A 17,075-nucleotide genomic window follows, 5' to 3' on the forward strand; every position below is an offset into this window, starting at 1 on the left:
GAATTTGCGTCGTTTCTTGTAGAGGAGCATAAAAGACGCTAGAGCAAAAAGAACAAGAGGGTTAGAAAAACAATGCTCAGCACACGATTTGCATTATTGGGGTTCAGCGCCGTCGTTGCGGCGGGTTTGGTAGCGCTCTATGTGGCGGATATTTCAGGCAAAACAGGAGCCGATAAGCCAGCCGCTATTGCGGATATCGAGACCTCGGCGAAAGCTGCAGCTCCAGCAGAAACTGGCGTGGTGCCTGCCGCTCCAGTGCCCGCAGCAGCAGATACGCCAACACAACAAGCTGCGATACCGCAAACTGAGCCGATAATCGCTCCCCCTCCCGCAACTACTGGTGTTCCGACCTTCGACGTGCTGCGTGTTGAACCCTCAGGGTCGATTGTTATTGCAGGTAAAGCCGCAGCCAATGCTACCGTCGACTTGCTCTCGCGTTCCAAGGTTATCGGGACAACAAAAACAAACGAAAGCGGTGACTTTGTTATTGCCCTTGATGATCCTTTGAAGCCCGGTGACTATCAGCTAGTACTACGTGCTACCGGCACCGATGGCACTGCCATGACATCCATTGAAACAGCCATTGTCTCTATTCCTGAATCCAAGGCCGGGCAGGTTCTGGCTCTCGTTGAGCAATCGGGTCAGCCGAGCCGCATGATTACGACACCTGAAGCTACTCCTGCACCTGATGCCGGACAGGCAATAGCCACCGCTGCTCCGAAGGGCGATAAACCTGTTGTCCAGCCAGCTGTCAAAGCCCGGATTGCTGTAGAAGCCGTCGAGATCGAAGGCAACAAGCTATTCATTGCTGGAACTGCCGAAGCGGGTTCAACGGTGAAAGTATACGCAAATAGCGATCTGCTTGGTTCGACCATGACAACGCCGGAAGGCCGGTTTTTGGTGCAGACTGTGAAGGAACTGGCTGTCGGGGACTATATTGTCCGTGCTGACATGCTTGCTGCCGACGGTATTACTGTGCTTGCAAGATCTGCGGTGCCCTTCAAACGCGAGGCAGGCGAACGTGTTTCCGCTGTCGCACCGTCGCCGGTCGCCAATGAACCTGCGCAAGTAGCCGAGGGCGCAACAGCGCAAGTTGCGACAGGTGATGAATCAGCGCCATTGCAAAGCGTCGAGGGGTCAGTGATCATTCGCCGCGGCGATAATCTATGGCGTATTTCGCGCCGGACCTACGGCGAAGGTATGCGCTACACCACGATCTACCTTGCCAATAAAGAGCAGATCCGCAATCCCAACCGTATCTTCCCCGGACAGGTCTTTGCCTTGCCGGAAAAAGACAAGCCGACCGTCCAGTAGAAATATCTGCTGCGTTTAAGGGTTTGTACGCAAAACTTTTGCGGACAGCATTGCATTGATGGCTTATATCGTTTATCGACGATGAACGATGACTTGCCAAAAATCCCTTGAAGATATCGAAACTGCGCGCGTGCTGGCAGCTCTTGCCCATCCGGCGCGCCTGCGCATAGTGCGGCAGCTCTCCTGTCTTGATGCGTCATGCTGCAAAGATATCGTCGCTGGTCTGGATCTTGCCCAGTCCACAGTTTCGCAACACCTCAAGATTTTGGTAGAGGCGGGACTGGTCCGCTACCGTCAATCGGGTCAAAGCTCGCATTACAGCATTGATCCGGCGGCATTCGCTCATGTCGCGAAGCTAGTAAACAATATGGCCCAGCTCTGCTGCTCGCCAGAGAAGAGCGTTCCATCGCAGCCGCAAGTCTGGCGCGAAAATGTGCTTGAGGATTAAAAGTGCCTGATAAGACTGTATCGTCCGAGTCTGGAAAGACCCTCCAGACAATCCGCAATTTGTGGCCTTACATGTGGCCGTCAGAACGCCCAGACCTGCGCATGCGGGTCGTCTGGGCGACGTTTTACCTTATCATTTCCAAAGTTGTGCTGATCCTCGTTCCCTATTTTTTCAAGTGGGCGACCGATGCGTTGAATGGCAAGCTGGAGGTTTCTGAACTTCTTCCTGTTCTGCTCATTGGCCCGCTTATGCTTGTCGCTGCCTATAATCTGGCGCGGATTGTTCAGGCTGGACTCAATCAATTGCGTGACGCTCTCTTCGCCAGCGTCGGGCAATATGCGGTTCGCAAGCTCGCCTATAAGACCTTTGTGCATATGCACCAGCTATCGTTGCGCTTTCATGTTGAACGCCGCACGGGTGGGCTTTCGCGTATTATCGAGCGTGGAACAAAAGGCATAGAAACTATTGTCCGTTTTACGATCCTCAATACCGCGCCGACAATCATCGAATTCTTGATGACTGCTGTGATTTTTGCAGTCACATATGGCCTATCCTACGTGGCGGTCGTGGTTGCTACGGTGTGGCTCTATACGTGGTTCACAGTGCGCGCCAGCGACTGGCGGATCAATATTCGCCGCGACATGAACGAGTCGGATACTGATGCAAATTCCAAAGCAATCGATTCATTACTGAATTTCGAGACGGTCAAATATTTCGGCAATGAAACCATGGAAGCAACACGCTTCGACGGAGCGATGGCCCGTTACGAAGTTTCTGCTACCCGTATCTGGACATCGCTAGGCTGGTTGAATTTTGGTCAGGCTGTGATCTTCGGCATTGGTATGGCCGTTATGATGATTATGTCGGGCAGGGAGGTCATGGCCGGTACGCAAACGATTGGCGATTTTGTTTTCATCAATGCCATGCTGATGCAGCTTTCCATTCCGCTGAACTTTATCGGGTTTATCTATCGCGAAGTGCGTCAGGGGCTGACCGATATCGAACAGATGTTTGATCTGCTCGACGTTGAACAGGAAGTTATGGACAAACCAGACGCCAGACCGCTGGTTATCGATCATGGCACGGTCCGTTTTGACAATGTGCAGTTTGCGTATGATCCGAAACGCCCGATTCTGAAAGGCGTCAGCTTCGAGGTGCCTGCAGGCAAAACAGTTGCCATCGTTGGACCATCGGGGGCGGGTAAATCGACACTATCGCGGCTTCTGTTCCGCTTCTATGATATCCAGAATGGCTCCATCAGTATTGATGGGCAGGATATACGCGATGTGACGCAGGAAAGCCTGCGCTCTGTTATCGGTATGGTGCCGCAGGATACCGTCCTGTTTAACGACAGCATCGCTTACAACATCCGTTATGGCCGTATCAGTGCCACTGACGAGGAAATGCGCAATGCTGCCGAGCTTGCTCAGATAGGCCCGTTCATCGAAAGTTTGCCTGAGGGCTATAAAGCCATGGTTGGTGAACGTGGCCTCAAGCTTTCTGGTGGCGAAAAGCAGCGCGTAGCCATTGCCCGGACGATCCTCAAAGCACCGCCAATTCTGATTTTGGATGAGGCTACATCCGCTCTGGACAGTGCAACCGAGCACGAAATCCAGTCGGCTCTCGATCTCGTCAGTCGGGACCGCACAACCTTGGTGATTGCTCACCGGCTTTCCACCATTATCGGTGCCGATGAAATCATCGTTTTGAAGGATGGGGTGATCGCCGAACGTGGCACGCACACAAAGCTTCTAAAACTCAAAGGCCTTTATGCGTCGATGTGGAACCGTCAGCGTGAAGCCACGGAAGCTGAGGAACGGCTGCGCCGGGTGCAGGCTGAGGACGATCTTGGAGTTGTTGTTCGTGGAAAGCCGGCAATGCCGGTGTGAATGGTTTGCTCCGGCTGCCAATCTCCGATATGAACGCGCAAACTCGTTGAAAAATAGCCGTCATGTTACGACATAGCGTACGGCACTAAACGACATTTGATGCTGCTAAAATCAGGGATAGATGAATGAGCCTCGTCGATACGATCCGCAACACCTTCGTACCCATACACAAGGAAGGCTATCCGTTCATTGCCGGTTTCGCCGTTGCAACGCTCATTCTTGGCTACCTTTGGGGGCCTCTATTCTGGATTGGTCTGATCCTGACTGCATGGTGCATCTATTTCTATCGCGATCCCCAGCGCGTAACGCCTACTGACGACAAGTTGGTTATAAGCCCGGCTGATGGTCTCGTCTCCGCGGTGGGGCAAGCCGTACCGCCGCGCGAACTTGGATTGGGCGATACGGAAATGACCCGCATTTCGGTGTTCATGAATGTATTCTCCTGTCACATCAATCGTGCCCCGGTTCGTGGCCGAATTTCGACTATCGTTCACAAACCCGGCAAATTCCTCAACGCCGAACTCGACAAGGCCAGCGCCGAAAACGAAAGAAATGGCTTGGTTATTGAAAGTCCGAATGGCGAAGTTGCTGTTGTGCAGGTTGCCGGACTGGTCGCACGCCGCATTGTATGCTGGGTCGACGAAAGTAACTCAATCTCTATCGGCGAACGCTTTGGCCTTATCCGTTTTGGCTCGCGCGTCGATGTTTACCTGCCGCAGGGCTTCGTGCCGCGCGTTGCTGTCGGCCAGACAGCTGTTGGCGGTGAATCGGTTCTCGCCGAATTCGGTGGCGCGCCAAACGCCCCGCTTGTCCGGATAAGCTGATCAATGTTGCCAGAAACGGAAACAGATCCATTGTTTGACGAGAATCGTCAACACGCTGAGCCAAAAGGTGCGCGTATTCCCATGCGCTATCTGGTTCCCAATGTCATAACGGTTTTGGCCATCTGCGCCGGTCTGACTGGAATAAGGCTGGCGTTTGAGAACAGGTTTGAACTTGCCGTTTCAATGGTTCTGCTTGCTGCGTTCCTTGATGGCGTTGATGGTCGCATTGCCCGGATGATGAAAGGATCATCCAAGTTTGGCGCTCAGATGGACTCGCTTGCCGATATCGTCAATTTTGGTGTCGCTCCCGCCTTGGTTCTCTATGCTTATATGCTGGATCAGGCGCGCTCCTTCGGCTGGATTGCGGCATTGCTCTATTGTATCGCCTGCTGTCTGAGGCTTGCCCGTTTCAATGTAATGCTTGACGTTGTGGGTAAACCCCTATGGCAGAATAACTTCTTCACAGGTGTTCCGGCTCCCGCCGGGGCAATGCTTGTAATGCTGCCGGTCTATCTCGGATTTCTTGGACTTGTGCCCACGCGTACATTTGCCTTCATAGCGGCTGCCTACACAGTCGGCGTTGCGCTATTGATGATAAGCCGCCTGCCGGTTTACAGCGGTAAGGCAGCCGGAACCAAGCTGCGCTCCGATTGGGTTATGCCAACCTTCCTGTTTATTGTCGTTTATGTAGCTTTCCTGATGAGTTACACATGGGAAACACTGACGCTAACGACCGTCGCCTTCTTCCTGACACTCCCCTTCAGCTACAAAGCATGGAAGCGTTTCGAGGCCGCGGATGCTGCCGCTGTCCCGACAGAGGAAGAGGCCACTGAGGCCTCTTCCTGAGGCCCAAGCCGGTCGGGTCATTCGCTCAAATGCTTGCTAAAGAATGCGACAATGTCGGCATTGAACTGCTTGTGGAATGCAGAGCGATCAAAGCCCGGTTCATCACTGCAAAGTTCCATATCACCTGATGCGGCTACCAGTTTTGCAAATTCGGCAGTACAGGGCGGCAGGAACGAGAAATGGTTGGAATTTCGCACGAAATGAAAATCGGGCTTTGACGGCAAGTTGCGATCAATGCTTGCTGCGTCTTCCGGAGACAGGCCATCCAAGCCGCGTTCTGAGCCCCATAATTGAACCGGAACAGCTACATTTTTCAGGCCGTCAGCGGTAAAAAGGCTTCCTCCAGCAGGATCGACTATAACGGCAGCCCTGATACGATCATCATTTTCCATTTCAGCAACTGAGCCAGCTTTGATCTGCTCGCAAAAGCGGTTGCCGGGATAGACAGGGCAGTTGTTGAGCAAAAGTTTCCAATCAGGTTTGCCTCCGATCAATGCCAGACCTGTATTACCGCCTCTGGAAAAACCAAACACGCCTATGCGCGCAGTATCGATCTGGCTTGCGTGGGACCCGGGGCCGACAAAATAATCGATCAGCCTTTTCATGTCGGTAGGGCGCTGGGTCATCGCGGCTATATCACCGGGATCGCGGGTTTTGGATTGGCCGCTATCGCGCGGATGGTTGATCGCTGCGACCATAAACCCATTATCTGCAAGCATTTCCGCAAGTCCGTGATAATTGCCTATCCATCCGCCTACGCCGTGCGAGATAACTATAAGCGGGCGATTTTTGCCACTCACGGGACAGTCTTTCACTGCCAACGAATAGTCGAAACCGATATCCACTTTTTCCGGTTTGCCATTGCATGGATACCAGACTGCCCCGGTCAGGGCGGGTCCACGATTGTCAGAAGGTATTTCCACGAATTGCAGTCCGGCGGAGTGAGCCTGTTGAAAGGTGGTGCATGCGGCAAACGCGAGGAAGGCGGCTAGTTTAAGAGCTTTCATGATGAGAGTTCCGTTTTGTTGGATTGTGATGGGACAGCGGGCTCAGCGGATGGTCGCGCGGACGTAATCGCTCGTGATATCGATTGAAGGTTTCGCACCCGGCGTATTGGCAAGTTTGCTGTCGATGAAAGATGCATTGGCCTTCACCGCATAGCTGATCGGTGTGCCCTTCAAAAAGTTGAAGGAGGCGTCAAGTGCATGGGAATCCAGCCGGATCGTTTCGTTGCCGCTGGTGCGATCAAAACGCATGTCGCTGCGGACCGCATCTCCCTTGATATCAAGTGTGGAGACATAGCCATCCAACGAAAAATCAGCTGTATTCCCATTGATGCGGATGCTGCGATATTGACCGGAAAAATGGGCAAGCAGCGCATGTTGTTCTATGTTGATGTCTGCGCCTTCGGGCAGATTGACGATGATCCGAACCTCGCAATCTGAGATGCTGAGAAGCGGAGTTTCCACAACGTTGATCGTTAATGCCTGATCTTTGATTTCAGTTGTTGTTTTCGTGTCGCAACTGTTTGAGAACCAGCTGGAGTACCAACTTGCGAGCCAGCTCGTGCGTGTGCCGGTGATGGTCGCGGTGTAGGGAACCGTATCTATTGTCGTGAAATCCATACGACTGCTTTCACCGGTAATCGTTACCTGCTTGATGGCAGTCATATCCAGTTGAGCTGGGATTTCGGCCTTGGCAGCGACAGGCGTAAGGGTGGTAAAGAGCAGGATAAGTGAAGCGAAAAATCCTGGCATGATGATCTCCTTGAAGTGCGGCGCTTGGATTAGCGCGGCATTAGGGAGCGGCATTGCCCGGATATTTTCGACCTTGATCATAATTCAGGTCGTCCGTGATCACGATTAAGGTCATATTGAGCCCAAGTCTCACGCGGAACTGACGAATGCTTTTCGTGCCATTGCCTTTTGTTGTCGCCCTGTTGCTTTTCATCCTGCTGATCCAAATGATCCGGCGGCAGGACGAGGGAGGGGCGCACCCGTTTTTTCTGGCTTGGCTGACTGTCGCTGCTGTACAATCGGTCGTTATCGGAGTGCGTTGGGGTTACGATATTGTAGAAATTTTGCCGCTCCAGGCGATACTTGCTGCTGCCGCCCCGACACTCGCGTGGCTGAGTTTTGACAGTCTGCGGACAGAACGGCCGCCTTCACAGCGACCCTATTTGTTGTTGCATCTCATTCCGACATTGCTGGTTGCCGGTTTTGTTGCGTTCTGGCCGGACCCCATTTCACTCACGATCATTCTGATTTTTCTGGGTTATGGGGCGGCACTTGTGCGGCTCGCCTGGGCTGGCCCCAACGTGCTTGGTGCGTCGCGGCTGGATGGTGTCATCACATCTTATCGCGCGTTGCAGCTTACCGCGCTGTCCACAGTGGGCTCGGCTATGATCGATATTCTGGTGACTTTCGATTTCGCTGAAACAGGGGGGATTTACTCCGGTCGTATCGTCGCCATCGCCAATATTATCGGCTTGCTGGTTCTGGGAGCTGCGGCGACCGTCGCAGGTGCCAGTCAACCGGCGGCTGATGAAAGCAGCGAAGAGCCAGCCTTATCCAGTCAACCGACATCGGACGATGCTGCTGTCGCCACTGCGCTCGATGAATTGATGCAGTCGCGTCAGCCATATCGCGATGTTGATCTCAATTTAAACCGGCTGGCACGGAAAATGGGGCTTTCAGTCAGGCAGGTATCCAACGCCATCAATCGCGTTAAAGCGATGAGCGTCTCGCAATATGTCAATGATTATCGCGTGAAGGAAGCTTGCAAACTTCTTGCAGAAACCGACGAAGCCATCACGCGCATCATGTTCGATGCAGGTTTTCAGACCAAATCAAACTTCAATCGAGAGTTTCTGCGTGTCACCGGCATGAGCCCCAAAGCATGGCGTGCCCGCCACAACCCTATTGACGAAACGAATGTTATTCGTCTCGCCGGTTAACTGGGGTTGTTGTAACTCAGCAGTTTTCCGGAGCGCACATTGTAGAGCTTTCCGGTTTCATCGATAGCCGGATCGCAGAGCAGGGCAATCTTTGCAGCAACCTCGGCCGGTGTCGGCAGGGTCTCCGGGTCTTCACCCGGAACAGCCTGCGCGCGCATTGCAGTACGCGTTGCGCCCGGATCGACAGAATGCACCCGCAATTTTGTCTGCTTGGTTTCCTCAGCCCAACTCCGTGCAAAGACCTCCACGGCAGCCTTCGAAGCGGCATAGGGAGCCCAATAGGCACGCGCTGAGTGTGCAACGCTGGAAGAAAGCAACAAAGCCCGTCCTGCATCGGAAAGCTTCAGCAGCGGGTCAGTTGTCCGTATGAGCCGCCATACGCTTGAAACATTTATTGTCATCAGCTTGTCGAACACCTTGGCCTCGACATGGCCGATTGGCGAAATGGTGCCGAGCACGCCAGCATTGGCAACCATGATATCGAGCTTGCCCCAGCGTTCATGGATCGAGCCACCCAGACGGTCAATAGCAGGCAGGTCGGTCAGGTCGAGCGGAACCAGCGTTGCCGAACCACCAGCCTTGGTAATTTCGTCGTCCAGTTCTTCAAGGCCACCAACAGTGCGGGCGACCGCAATCACATGAGCGCCACGTCCGGCAAGTTCTTTTGCAAGGTAATAGCCAATGCCACGCGATGCGCCGGTGACAAGCGCAAGCTTGCCGTCCAGCCGAAAACTGCCGTCAGAAATCATGAAGAGAACTCAACCGTTATTTGCGAGAAGCGAAAACTGACGAACATTATCCGGGCCATCCTTGTCGAGAAGGCGGGTCGGATAGTCACCAGTGAAATAGTGATCGGTAAACAGCGGTGCGCGGGGATCACGCGGTGCTCCGCTCACTGCTCTGTAAAGCCCGTCGATTGACAGGAAAGCCAGCGAATCTGCGCCAATATAGGCGCACATAGCATCAAGGTCGGCATATTGGTTTGCCAATAGCTTGTCCGCATCCGGCGTATCGATGCCGTAAAAATCCGGGTGGAAAATCATGGGGCTTGCAACGCGGATGTGCACTTCACTGGCACCGGCATCGCGGATCATCTGAACGATTTTTACTGACGTTGTGCCGCGAACAATGGAATCATCCACCAGAACAACACGCTTGCCTTCAATGACAGCGCGATTGGCGGAATGTTTCAGTTTAACGCCAAAGGCACGAATAGACTGGGTTGGCTCGATGAAAGTGCGGCCGACATAATGATTGCGGATAATGCCGAGTTCGAACGGAATACCGCTCGCCTGCGCAAAACCGATTGCCGCCGGCGTGCCGCCATCCGGAACGGGGACGACAACGTCCGCTTCAAGCGGTGCTTCCTTGGCAAGGTTGATACCCATATTCTTACGGGCAGTATAAACATTGCGGCCACCGACAATGGAGTCAGGCCGGGCAAAGTAAACATATTCAAACAGGCAAAGGCGTTCGCGCTTTGGATTTTGAGGCTTGAAAGTTTCGATACTGATCGAGCCGTCAGCTTGAATTTCGCAAACCACAACTTCGCCGTTCTCGATATCGCGAACGAATTTTGCGCCGATAATATCAAGCGCACAGCTTTCGGAAGCAAATATTGGTTTTCCGTCCAAGTCACCCATCACAAGCGGACGAATGCCGATCGGATCGCGGGCAGCGATCAGCTTTGTGCGGGTGAGGGCGAGCATTGCGTAGCCGCCTTCCATCTGGCGGATCGCGTCGATGAAACGGTCACTGGATGAAGTGCTGCGTGAACGGGCGATGAGATGCAGCACAACTTCCGTATCGGAATTGGACTGGCAGATAGCACCATCGGCAATAAGCTTGCGGCGCATTGTCAGGCCGTTGGTGAAATTGCCGTTGTGGGCAATGGCAATGCCGCCAATTTCCAGTTCGGCGAAAAGCGGTTGGACATTACGCAGCGCTGCATCACCTGTCGTTGAATAGCGGACATGGCCGATGGCGCGGTCGCCGGGTAACTGGGCCAGTGTAGCAGGGTTGGTATAATGGTCGCCTACAAGTCCCATACGGCGCTCTGAGCAGAACTGGTTGCCATCGTAGGATACGATACCCGCTGCCTCTTGGCCGCGATGCTGTAGCGCATGTAGCCCCAAGGCTGTTAGCGTCGCCGCATCGGGATGCCCCAAAATGCCAAACACACCGCACTCTTCATGCAGTGTGTCATCATCAAGGGACATCAATTGGTTATCGTCACGAGAAATGTCGGTCATTGCCGCCAGCCCTTTCGGCCCAAGGTCACTTGGGATCGAGTCAATTGTGCCTAGTTTGCATTATGCCACACTATATGGGGTATTACCAAGCAAACCCCAAGAGCGGAATTGACGCAGTTTCATGCTTTTTGCCTGATTACTCTGGAGTTGTGCCTTCCGGCGGAATGTCTTCCTTCGGTTCAGGTGTCGTTGTTCCGTCCGGTGCGGTATCAGTTGCCGCAGGTGTGCCGGGTTTCAGGCGCTTGAGAATGGTTGATTCCGGGTCTTCCGGAAGCAAAGCCACCAGCTTTGCACCAAGCTCATCGATCATTGGCTTTGATTTCGCCTGTGCTACCCATGCCGGCTGATTGTCCGTAACGAGCCAGTTGAAGAACAGCATGGCGACCACGACAAGAAGAACGCCGCGCGCTGCGCCGAACAGAAATCCGAGTGTGCGATCCAGCGCACCAATGCGGCTATCGATGATGAAGTCGGCGATTTTCATCGTAATTATCGAAACCACGATTAAGGTTACAATGAAGACGAGACCGGCGGCAGCGATCTGTGCGATTGTTTCGTTGCTGATGTAGGGCGCCAAAAAGGGCACGACAGGCTTGTAAAACAAATAAGCTGCGACAGCAGCAGCAGCCCAGGACACAACGGACAGTACTTCGCGCGAAAAACCGCGAACCATGGCTAGGACCGCCGAGACAAGGGTGATGCCCAATAGTATTCCGTCAAGCAACGTTATCGGCATTTCGTTTAGTCCTCATATCAAAACTGATCATTGATCAGTCTTCGCGTTGTCTCTTGCCCGGTCCCGATGCCGCAATCCGGGCCACTAGGTCCGGTAGCGAAGCCGTTTCGGTCAGACGAGCATTGCCGTTCTTTGCGACATCGTTGCTTCCCTTGGGAAGAACAGCCTGCTTGAACCCAAGCTTATCTGCTTCCTTCAGTCTCTGCACGGCGTGAGCCACAGGGCGAACCGCGCCAGACAGACTGACTTCGCCGAAATAGACGCAATCTGCCGGAAGGGCAATACCGGCAATAGAGGAAACCAGTGCAGATGCGACTGCAAGATCAGCCGCGGGCTCTGTTATCCGGTATCCACCGGCAACATTCAGGTAAACATCGTGCTGCCCGAACCTTACACCACAATGGGCTTCAAGCACGGCGAGAATCATCGAAAGGCGGTTTCCATCCCAACCAACAACGGCGCGGCGCGGCGTGCCAAGTGTTGACGGTGCAACCAATGCCTGTATCTCAACAAGAATTGGCCTCGTGCCTTCCATGCCAGCGAAAACAGCAGCACCGGGCGATTTGTCATTGCGCTCACCCAGAAACAATTCGGATGGATTGGCGACTTGACGCAAACCCTTATCCGACATTTCAAACACGCCGATTTCGTCGGTCGGTCCGAAACGGTTCTTTACTGTACGCAATATCCGGTAATGGTGCCCGCCTTCGCCTTCAAAATAGAGCACCGCGTCAACCATGTGTTCGATAACACGCGGACCGGCAATCTGCCCCTCTTTGGTCACATGACCGACAAGCACCACAGCCGCACCTGTCTGCTTGGCATAGCGGATCATTGCCTGCGCTCCGGCGCGTACCTGAGTAACGGTGCCGGGCGCGGAATCGGCTGCATCGGTCCAAAGCGTCTGGATCGAATCAATAATGATCAGGTCAGGGCGTTTCGCATCGGAAATGGTCGCGAGAATATCTTCGACATTGGTTTCTGCAGCGAGCAACACATCGGTATCGGCAGCGTTCAGTCGTTGTGCGCGCAAACGTATCTGCGCAACCGCCTCTTCACCCGATACGTAGACTACGCGATGGCCCTGACGCGATAAGGCGGCAGCTGCCTGCGTAAGCAATGTGGATTTTCCGATACCGGGGTCGCCACCGATCAAGATGGCTGAGCCGCGAACAAAACCGCCACCAGTGACGCGATCAAGCTCCCCAATTCCTGATTGAATGCGTGGCGCGTCTTCGATTTCACCGGACAATGTAGTCAGTGCCACGGCGCGGCCTTTGCGACCGGAAAGTTTTCCGGGGCCGCTGCCAATACCGCCGGACGTACCTTCCTCGACAAGTGTGTTCCACTCGCCGCACGCGTCACATTTACCGGCCCAGCGGGTGTGAACAGCGCCGCAATTCTGGCAGATAAATTGAATTCTAGCCTTGGCCATTAAATCTCGTTTCCGCTGTAGAGGTAGCGGCGGTGATAGCGGTTTCCAAGGCTGGTAAGCAACTCATATCCGATTGTACCGGCAGCGCGCGCTGCATCGTCAAGGCTGATATTGGTGCCGAACAGTTCGATATAATCTCCCTCGCGAGCGTCACCTTCGTCCAGATCGCTGATATCAAACGATGTCATATCCATTGTCACACGGCCGATAACCGGAACTTTCTTGCCCGCAATAAACCCGATGCCACCACTATTGAGTGTTTGTCTCAGGGGTACACCACTGCCAGAGGCGGAACGCAAATAACCATCCGCATAGCCTATAGAACAAATTGCAATGCGCGTGTCGCGGCTAAGGGTTGCTGTAGCGCCATAACCCGCAGTCTCGCCCTTAAGTCCCATGCGGACCTGAATAATTCTGGCCTCAGCCGTGACGACCGGGCGCATCGGATTGGCAATGCCCGAAAGGGGCTCGCCGCCATACATGGCAACGCCGGGACGGCTCAACTCATATCCGGTATTTAAACTATGGAAGATGCCAGGCGAATTGGCGATGCTTGATTCAATCCCGGAGAAATTGGCGCGAAGCTTTTGAAATGATTCGAATTGCCGTGGGCTAAGTGCATGATTCTGGTCATCTGCGGTGGCGAGGTGCGTGATCAGGAGGATAGGTCTGTCATCGGCGGCTTCGCCAGCAAAACGAACTGCTTCGGTTACGGTCAGGCCGAGGCGGTTCATGCCTGTGTCGACGTGCAGCGCATAGGGCAATTTTTCAGCGCGGCCAGCGTTCAACTCTTTCCAACTAGCCAGTTCCCTCAGCGAACCGAGCACCGGAATAAGATCGGATTGCTCGTAAACCGGAAAGGCTTCAGCAAAAAAACCATTGAGCACAAAGACCTGCGCATCCGGCGCAACGGCCTTTACGCGCAATCCTTCCTCGGCGACAGCGACGAAGAATGTACGGCATCCGGCTTTCCATAGAACGGGAACGACATGCACTATGCCAAGCCCATAAGCATCTGCCTTGACCACGGCAGCGGTACGGGCTGGTTTGGACTTTTCAGCTAAGAGAAGCCAATTCGAAACAAGAGCGTCGAGATCAATGGTAAGGCGCCCGCCGGCAAGTCGGGGGTCGGCTCCGGTCGTTGTGATACGTGGAATTTTGGCGATCAAATTTTTACTCGAAGCGTTCGGGAAGATGCGAATCTTCGGCAAGATCGGTAAAACGGGTGAATTCCGCCTGGAATGCCAGCCGTACAGTTCCGGTCGGGCCGTGACGCTGTTTGGCTACGATGACCTCAGCCTTGCCGGTAGCTTCATTCAAATCGGCCTGCCACTTGAAATACTCTTCAGTTCCGGCCTTCGGTTCCTTGTTCTTGATGTAGTATTCATCGCGATACACAAACAGCACAACGTCGGCGTCCTGCTCGATCGAACCCGATTCACGCAAATCCGAGAGCTGCGGATGCTTGTCTTCCCGGCTTTCCACCTGACGGGAAAGCTGGGAGAGCGCGATGATTGGCGTGTTCAGCTCTTTGCCCAGAGCTTTCAAACCAGTGGTGATTTCGGTGATTTCCTGCACGCGGTTTTCAGATGCACGCTTGGACGATCCCTGCATCAGCTGAATATAGTCGATGACGATGACATCAAGTCCGCGCTGACGCTTCAATCGCCGGGCACGGGCCGCCAGCTGGGCGATGGAGATACCACCTGTCTGATCGATATAAAGTGGTACACGCTGCATATGCTGCGAACAGGCAACCAGCTTTTCAAAGTCAGCCTCGCTGATTTCACCGCGGCGGATTTTGGAGGAACTGATTTCCGATTGTTCGGAAATAATACGTGTTGCCAGCTGTTCGGAAGACATTTCCAGTGAGAAGAAGCCGACAACGCCGCCATTCTTCGCTTTGAACGTACCATCAGCCAATTGCTCAGGTTCATAAGCCGCAGCAATGTTGAACGCGATGTTGGTGGCAAGCGATGTTTTGCCCATGCCCGGACGTCCAGCGAGTACAATCAAATCCGAGGGTTGTAGTCCGCCCATGCGCGCATCAAGTGCGCGGATACCGGTCGAAACACCGGAAAGATGCCCGTCACGCATAAAAGCGGCATTGGCCATGTCTACGGCGTTTTTGACTGCATCGGTGAATGTCTGGAAACCACCATCGTAACGGCCGGTTTCCGCCAGCTCAAACAGGCGCCGTTCTGCGTCTTCAATCTGACCTTGTGGAGCTACGTCTACAGGTGCGTCGTAAGCGATATTCACCATGTCTTCGCCGATGGTGATCAGGGCGCGACGTGTTGCAAGATCGTAAATGGCCCGGCCATAATCCTCGGCATTGATGATCGTCACTGCTTCCGCTGCCAAACGCGCCAGATATTGCATGACGGTCATGTCGCCGATTTTCGCATCGGCAGGCATGAATGTTTTAAGCGTTACGGGATTGGCCATCTTGCCCATCCGAATCATATCGGACGCGACTTCGAAGATTTTCCGGTGCAATGGCTCGTTGAAATGCGTTGGCCTCAGGAAGTCAGAAACACGGTAAAACGCGTCATTATTGACAAGGATAGCGCCAAGGAGGGCCTGTTCGGCCTCGATATTGTTCGGAGCCTCGCGATAAAGCGTGCCCTGCGCCTCGTTGATCTTGCGTACCGTAGCTTCAGCCATCTCATCTTTTCCTGTTCGCCGTTACTATGGCCCAGTGGGAAAGTTATGGCGCGACAGAATTCCCTTATCACCGCAATCCACATAGCGACCGCCAAAGTAGACTACATAAGATGCGGACCACCAAGACTGTTGCTTGACTCTCGTGGCGGACTATAAGTCGAGTCGGGTGGAAAAGGCGATGCAATAGCTCCTACTTCTCCGTCATCCTCGGATTCTTGACCCGAGGATACAATCTCCATTGGGAAAATAGTGAATCCTCGGGTCAAGCCCGAGGATGATGGAGAGTATGTGGTTCACCTCAATTAGGCACGCAACATTCAATCACCTTCCGGCGATCGATTCCTGCGTTTTCACCTGACTATTTGCAGAGCTGCGTTCGCACTCCAGCCGCTTCAGCCGCTTTTCTTCCTGCTCGATGTAGTTGCGCGTCAGCGGTACGGCTTCCTGACGATGCGCGAGCTGAATCTGGAACACCATGAGGTTCTGCCAGCGGAATGCTGATTCCGAGGCTGCCAGGTAGAACTCCCACATCCGGCAGAAGCGTTCGTCATAGATCGCCTTTGCCTTGTCACGGTTTGCCATGAAGCGCTCACGCCAGATGCGCAGAGTATCGGCATAGTGAAGACGCAGGATTTCGATGTCTGTAACGTAAAGGCCAGCCTTTTCGATGTGGGGAAGCACTTCGGACAAGGCAGGAATATAGCCGCCGGGGAAGATGTACTTCTGGATGAAGGCATTGGTATAGGACGGCCCGTCAGAGCGCCCTATGGAATGCAGCAGGAATACACCGTCCTTCTTCAGCAGGCGAGCCGTGTGCTGGAAGTATTCGGAAAAATGACCGATACCGACATGCTCGAACATGCCGACCGAAACTATCCGGTCGAAGCTGTCATTGATCGTCCGGTAGTCCTGCAGGTTGAATTGTGCCTGCGAAGACAAGCCTTCCTCGAAAGCGCGTTTGTTGGCAATGCCGTGTTGCTCTTGGGAGAGGGTAACACCCAAGACATTGGCCTCAAGGTGCTTCGCAAGATAAAGCCCCATACCACCCCAGCCGCAGCCGATGTCGAGAGTCTTGTGACCTTTCCCGACCAGCATTTTAGCGGCTATATGACGCTTTTTAGCGAGTTGAGCCTCTTCCAGCGTTGCATCAGGCCTTTCAAAATAGGCGCAGGAATATTGCATGTCGGTGTCAAGGAACAGTCGGTACAAATCTTCCGAGAGATCGTAGTGCCGCTGCACATTACTCGAAGCGCGGGTCAGATTATTCATCTGGTGCAGACGCCGCGTTGCCCGGCGAATGCCTTCAATAGCCAGCATCCACGGCTCTTTAGCCGCCGTGGCTCCGGTGTTTTCAAAGATGAGCTTCAGGACATCATAGATATCGCCCTGCAGAACATCGATTTCGCTGTTCATATAGGCTTCCGCAAAATGCAGGGACGGATCGAAAGCGATCCTGCGTTCTGCCGCAGCCGTATTGATACGGAAGTGAAATTCCTCACCGGTCCCGTCGCCAAAGGTGCGGGTTTTGCCGGTCGAGTCTGTTATTTTTAAAGTGCCAGTGTGAATCATCCGCGAAAGGGCGGCTCGTAAAAGTGCATTCATGAACAATCTCCATCATAGACGATAGAGCTCGGCCATAAGGCGACTCGCAGGGAGTCCTGGTCGGGCATGGGTGGACTCAATAAATCTAATTGATTTTTTTAATCTG

Annotated in this window: 15 protein-coding genes; 6 read left to right on the forward strand and 9 right to left on the reverse strand. The window is 53.7% G+C overall.

Going from position 1 to position 17,075, the window contains the following annotated elements:
* The first annotated feature begins 72 nt into the window (after nucleotides 1-72).
* The 5 genes from ABKW30_RS25155 (at nucleotide 73) to pssA (ending at nucleotide 5,321) form a co-directional block, all read left to right on the forward strand.
* Nucleotides 73-1,314, forward strand: coding sequence for a LysM peptidoglycan-binding domain-containing protein (locus tag ABKW30_RS25155; RefSeq protein ID WP_348601688.1), 1,242 nt, complete (start codon nucleotides 73-75; stop codon nucleotides 1,312-1,314).
* Between the two features lie 88 nt (nucleotides 1,315-1,402).
* Entirely contained in the window at nucleotides 1,403-1,762 is a 360-nt protein-coding gene (locus tag ABKW30_RS25160) for a metalloregulator ArsR/SmtB family transcription factor (protein ID WP_348601689.1), read from the forward strand.
* Nucleotides 1,763-1,833: 71 nt separating this feature from the next.
* Complete coding sequence (locus ABKW30_RS25165; RefSeq protein ID WP_348601748.1) at nucleotides 1,834-3,651, forward strand: ABC transporter ATP-binding protein/permease; 1,818 nt, start codon at nucleotides 1,834-1,836, stop codon at nucleotides 3,649-3,651.
* Nucleotides 3,652-3,776: 125 nt separating this feature from the next.
* Nucleotides 3,777-4,475, forward strand: coding sequence for a phosphatidylserine decarboxylase (locus ABKW30_RS25170; protein WP_348601690.1), 699 nt, complete (start codon nucleotides 3,777-3,779; stop codon nucleotides 4,473-4,475).
* A 3-nt stretch (nucleotides 4,476-4,478) separates the two neighbouring features.
* A complete protein-coding gene (gene pssA, locus ABKW30_RS25175; RefSeq protein WP_348601691.1) occupies nucleotides 4,479-5,321 on the forward strand; it encodes a CDP-diacylglycerol--serine O-phosphatidyltransferase in 843 nt (280 codons plus the stop codon).
* Nucleotides 5,322-5,338: 17 nt separating this feature from the next.
* Here the strand turns inward: pssA and ABKW30_RS25180 are convergent, their stop codons facing one another.
* Nucleotides 5,339-6,328, reverse strand: coding sequence for an alpha/beta hydrolase (locus ABKW30_RS25180; RefSeq protein ID WP_348601692.1), 990 nt, complete (start codon nucleotides 6,326-6,328; stop codon nucleotides 5,339-5,341).
* A gap of 42 nt (nucleotides 6,329-6,370) precedes the next feature.
* A complete protein-coding gene (locus tag ABKW30_RS25185; RefSeq protein WP_348601693.1) occupies nucleotides 6,371-7,078 on the reverse strand; it encodes a hypothetical protein in 708 nt (235 codons plus the stop codon).
* A 146-nt stretch (nucleotides 7,079-7,224) separates the two neighbouring features.
* On the opposite strand from ABKW30_RS25185, the gene ABKW30_RS25190 reads away from it, so the two are divergent.
* Nucleotides 7,225-8,277, forward strand: a complete 1,053-nt coding sequence (locus ABKW30_RS25190; RefSeq protein WP_348601694.1) for an AraC family transcriptional regulator — start codon at nucleotides 7,225-7,227, stop codon at nucleotides 8,275-8,277.
* On the opposite strand, the gene ABKW30_RS25195 is transcribed toward ABKW30_RS25190, so the two are convergent.
* The 7 genes from ABKW30_RS25195 to ABKW30_RS25225 form a co-directional block, all read right to left on the reverse strand.
* Nucleotides 8,274-9,026, reverse strand: coding sequence for an SDR family NAD(P)-dependent oxidoreductase (locus ABKW30_RS25195; protein ID WP_348601695.1), 753 nt, complete (start codon nucleotides 9,024-9,026; stop codon nucleotides 8,274-8,276). The two genes, ABKW30_RS25190 and ABKW30_RS25195, sit on opposite strands and share 4 nt — an antisense overlap.
* 9 nt (nucleotides 9,027-9,035) lie before the next feature.
* Nucleotides 9,036-10,529 (reverse strand): amidophosphoribosyltransferase, encoded by a 1,494-nt coding sequence (gene purF, locus ABKW30_RS25200; RefSeq protein ID WP_348601696.1) that lies wholly within the window; start codon nucleotides 10,527-10,529, stop codon nucleotides 9,036-9,038.
* A 136-nt stretch (nucleotides 10,530-10,665) separates the two neighbouring features.
* Complete coding sequence (locus tag ABKW30_RS25205) at nucleotides 10,666-11,265, reverse strand: CvpA family protein (RefSeq protein WP_348601697.1); 600 nt, start codon at nucleotides 11,263-11,265, stop codon at nucleotides 10,666-10,668.
* 34 nt (nucleotides 11,266-11,299) lie between these two features.
* Complete coding sequence (radA, locus tag ABKW30_RS25210; protein ID WP_348601698.1) at nucleotides 11,300-12,700, reverse strand: DNA repair protein RadA; 1,401 nt, start codon at nucleotides 12,698-12,700, stop codon at nucleotides 11,300-11,302.
* The gene (gene alr / locus ABKW30_RS25215; RefSeq protein WP_348601699.1) at nucleotides 12,700-13,869 is read right to left on the reverse strand and encodes an alanine racemase; all 1,170 of its coding nucleotides are present in this window, start codon (nucleotides 13,867-13,869) and stop codon (nucleotides 12,700-12,702) included. Before alr ends, radA begins: the two co-directional genes overlap by 1 nt.
* Nucleotides 13,870-13,873: 4 nt before the next feature.
* Nucleotides 13,874-15,367, reverse strand: a complete 1,494-nt coding sequence (locus ABKW30_RS25220) for a replicative DNA helicase (RefSeq protein WP_348601700.1) — start codon at nucleotides 15,365-15,367, stop codon at nucleotides 13,874-13,876.
* A gap of 321 nt (nucleotides 15,368-15,688) precedes the next feature.
* Entirely contained in the window at nucleotides 15,689-16,969 is a 1,281-nt protein-coding gene (locus tag ABKW30_RS25225; protein WP_348601701.1) for a cyclopropane-fatty-acyl-phospholipid synthase family protein, read from the reverse strand.
* Nucleotides 16,970-17,075: the final 106 nt, after the last annotated feature.

Source organism: Phyllobacterium sp. SB3, assembly GCF_040009165.1.
Lineage (GTDB): Bacteria > Pseudomonadota > Alphaproteobacteria > Rhizobiales > Rhizobiaceae > Phyllobacterium.

Coding starts and splice junctions, on each gene's coding strand:
- ABKW30_RS25165 (WP_348601748.1), top strand. CDS start 1,834: ATGTGGCCGTCAGAACGCCCAGACCTGCGCATGCGGGTCGTCTGGGCG.
- ABKW30_RS25185 (WP_348601693.1), bottom strand. CDS start 7,078: ATGCCAGGATTTTTCGCTTCACTTATCCTGCTCTTTACCACCCTTACG.
- ABKW30_RS25195 (WP_348601695.1), bottom strand. CDS start 9,026: ATGATTTCTGACGGCAGTTTTCGGCTGGACGGCAAGCTTGCGCTTGTC.
- ABKW30_RS25205 (WP_348601697.1), bottom strand. CDS start 11,265: ATGCCGATAACGTTGCTTGACGGAATACTATTGGGCATCACCCTTGTC.
- ABKW30_RS25225 (WP_348601701.1), bottom strand. CDS start 16,969: ATGAATGCACTTTTACGAGCCGCCCTTTCGCGGATGATTCACACTGGC.
- ABKW30_RS25170 (WP_348601690.1), top strand. CDS start 3,777: ATGAGCCTCGTCGATACGATCCGCAACACCTTCGTACCCATACACAAG.
- ABKW30_RS25180 (WP_348601692.1), bottom strand. CDS start 6,328: ATGAAAGCTCTTAAACTAGCCGCCTTCCTCGCGTTTGCCGCATGCACC.
- pssA (WP_348601691.1), top strand. CDS start 4,479: ATGTTGCCAGAAACGGAAACAGATCCATTGTTTGACGAGAATCGTCAA.
- ABKW30_RS25160 (WP_348601689.1), top strand. CDS start 1,403: ATGACTTGCCAAAAATCCCTTGAAGATATCGAAACTGCGCGCGTGCTG.
- purF (WP_348601696.1), bottom strand. CDS start 10,529: ATGACCGACATTTCTCGTGACGATAACCAATTGATGTCCCTTGATGAT.
- ABKW30_RS25220 (WP_348601700.1), bottom strand. CDS start 15,367: ATGGCTGAAGCTACGGTACGCAAGATCAACGAGGCGCAGGGCACGCTT.
- ABKW30_RS25190 (WP_348601694.1), top strand. CDS start 7,225: ATGCTTTTCGTGCCATTGCCTTTTGTTGTCGCCCTGTTGCTTTTCATC.
- ABKW30_RS25155 (WP_348601688.1), top strand. CDS start 73: ATGCTCAGCACACGATTTGCATTATTGGGGTTCAGCGCCGTCGTTGCG.
- radA (WP_348601698.1), bottom strand. CDS start 12,700: ATGGCCAAGGCTAGAATTCAATTTATCTGCCAGAATTGCGGCGCTGTT.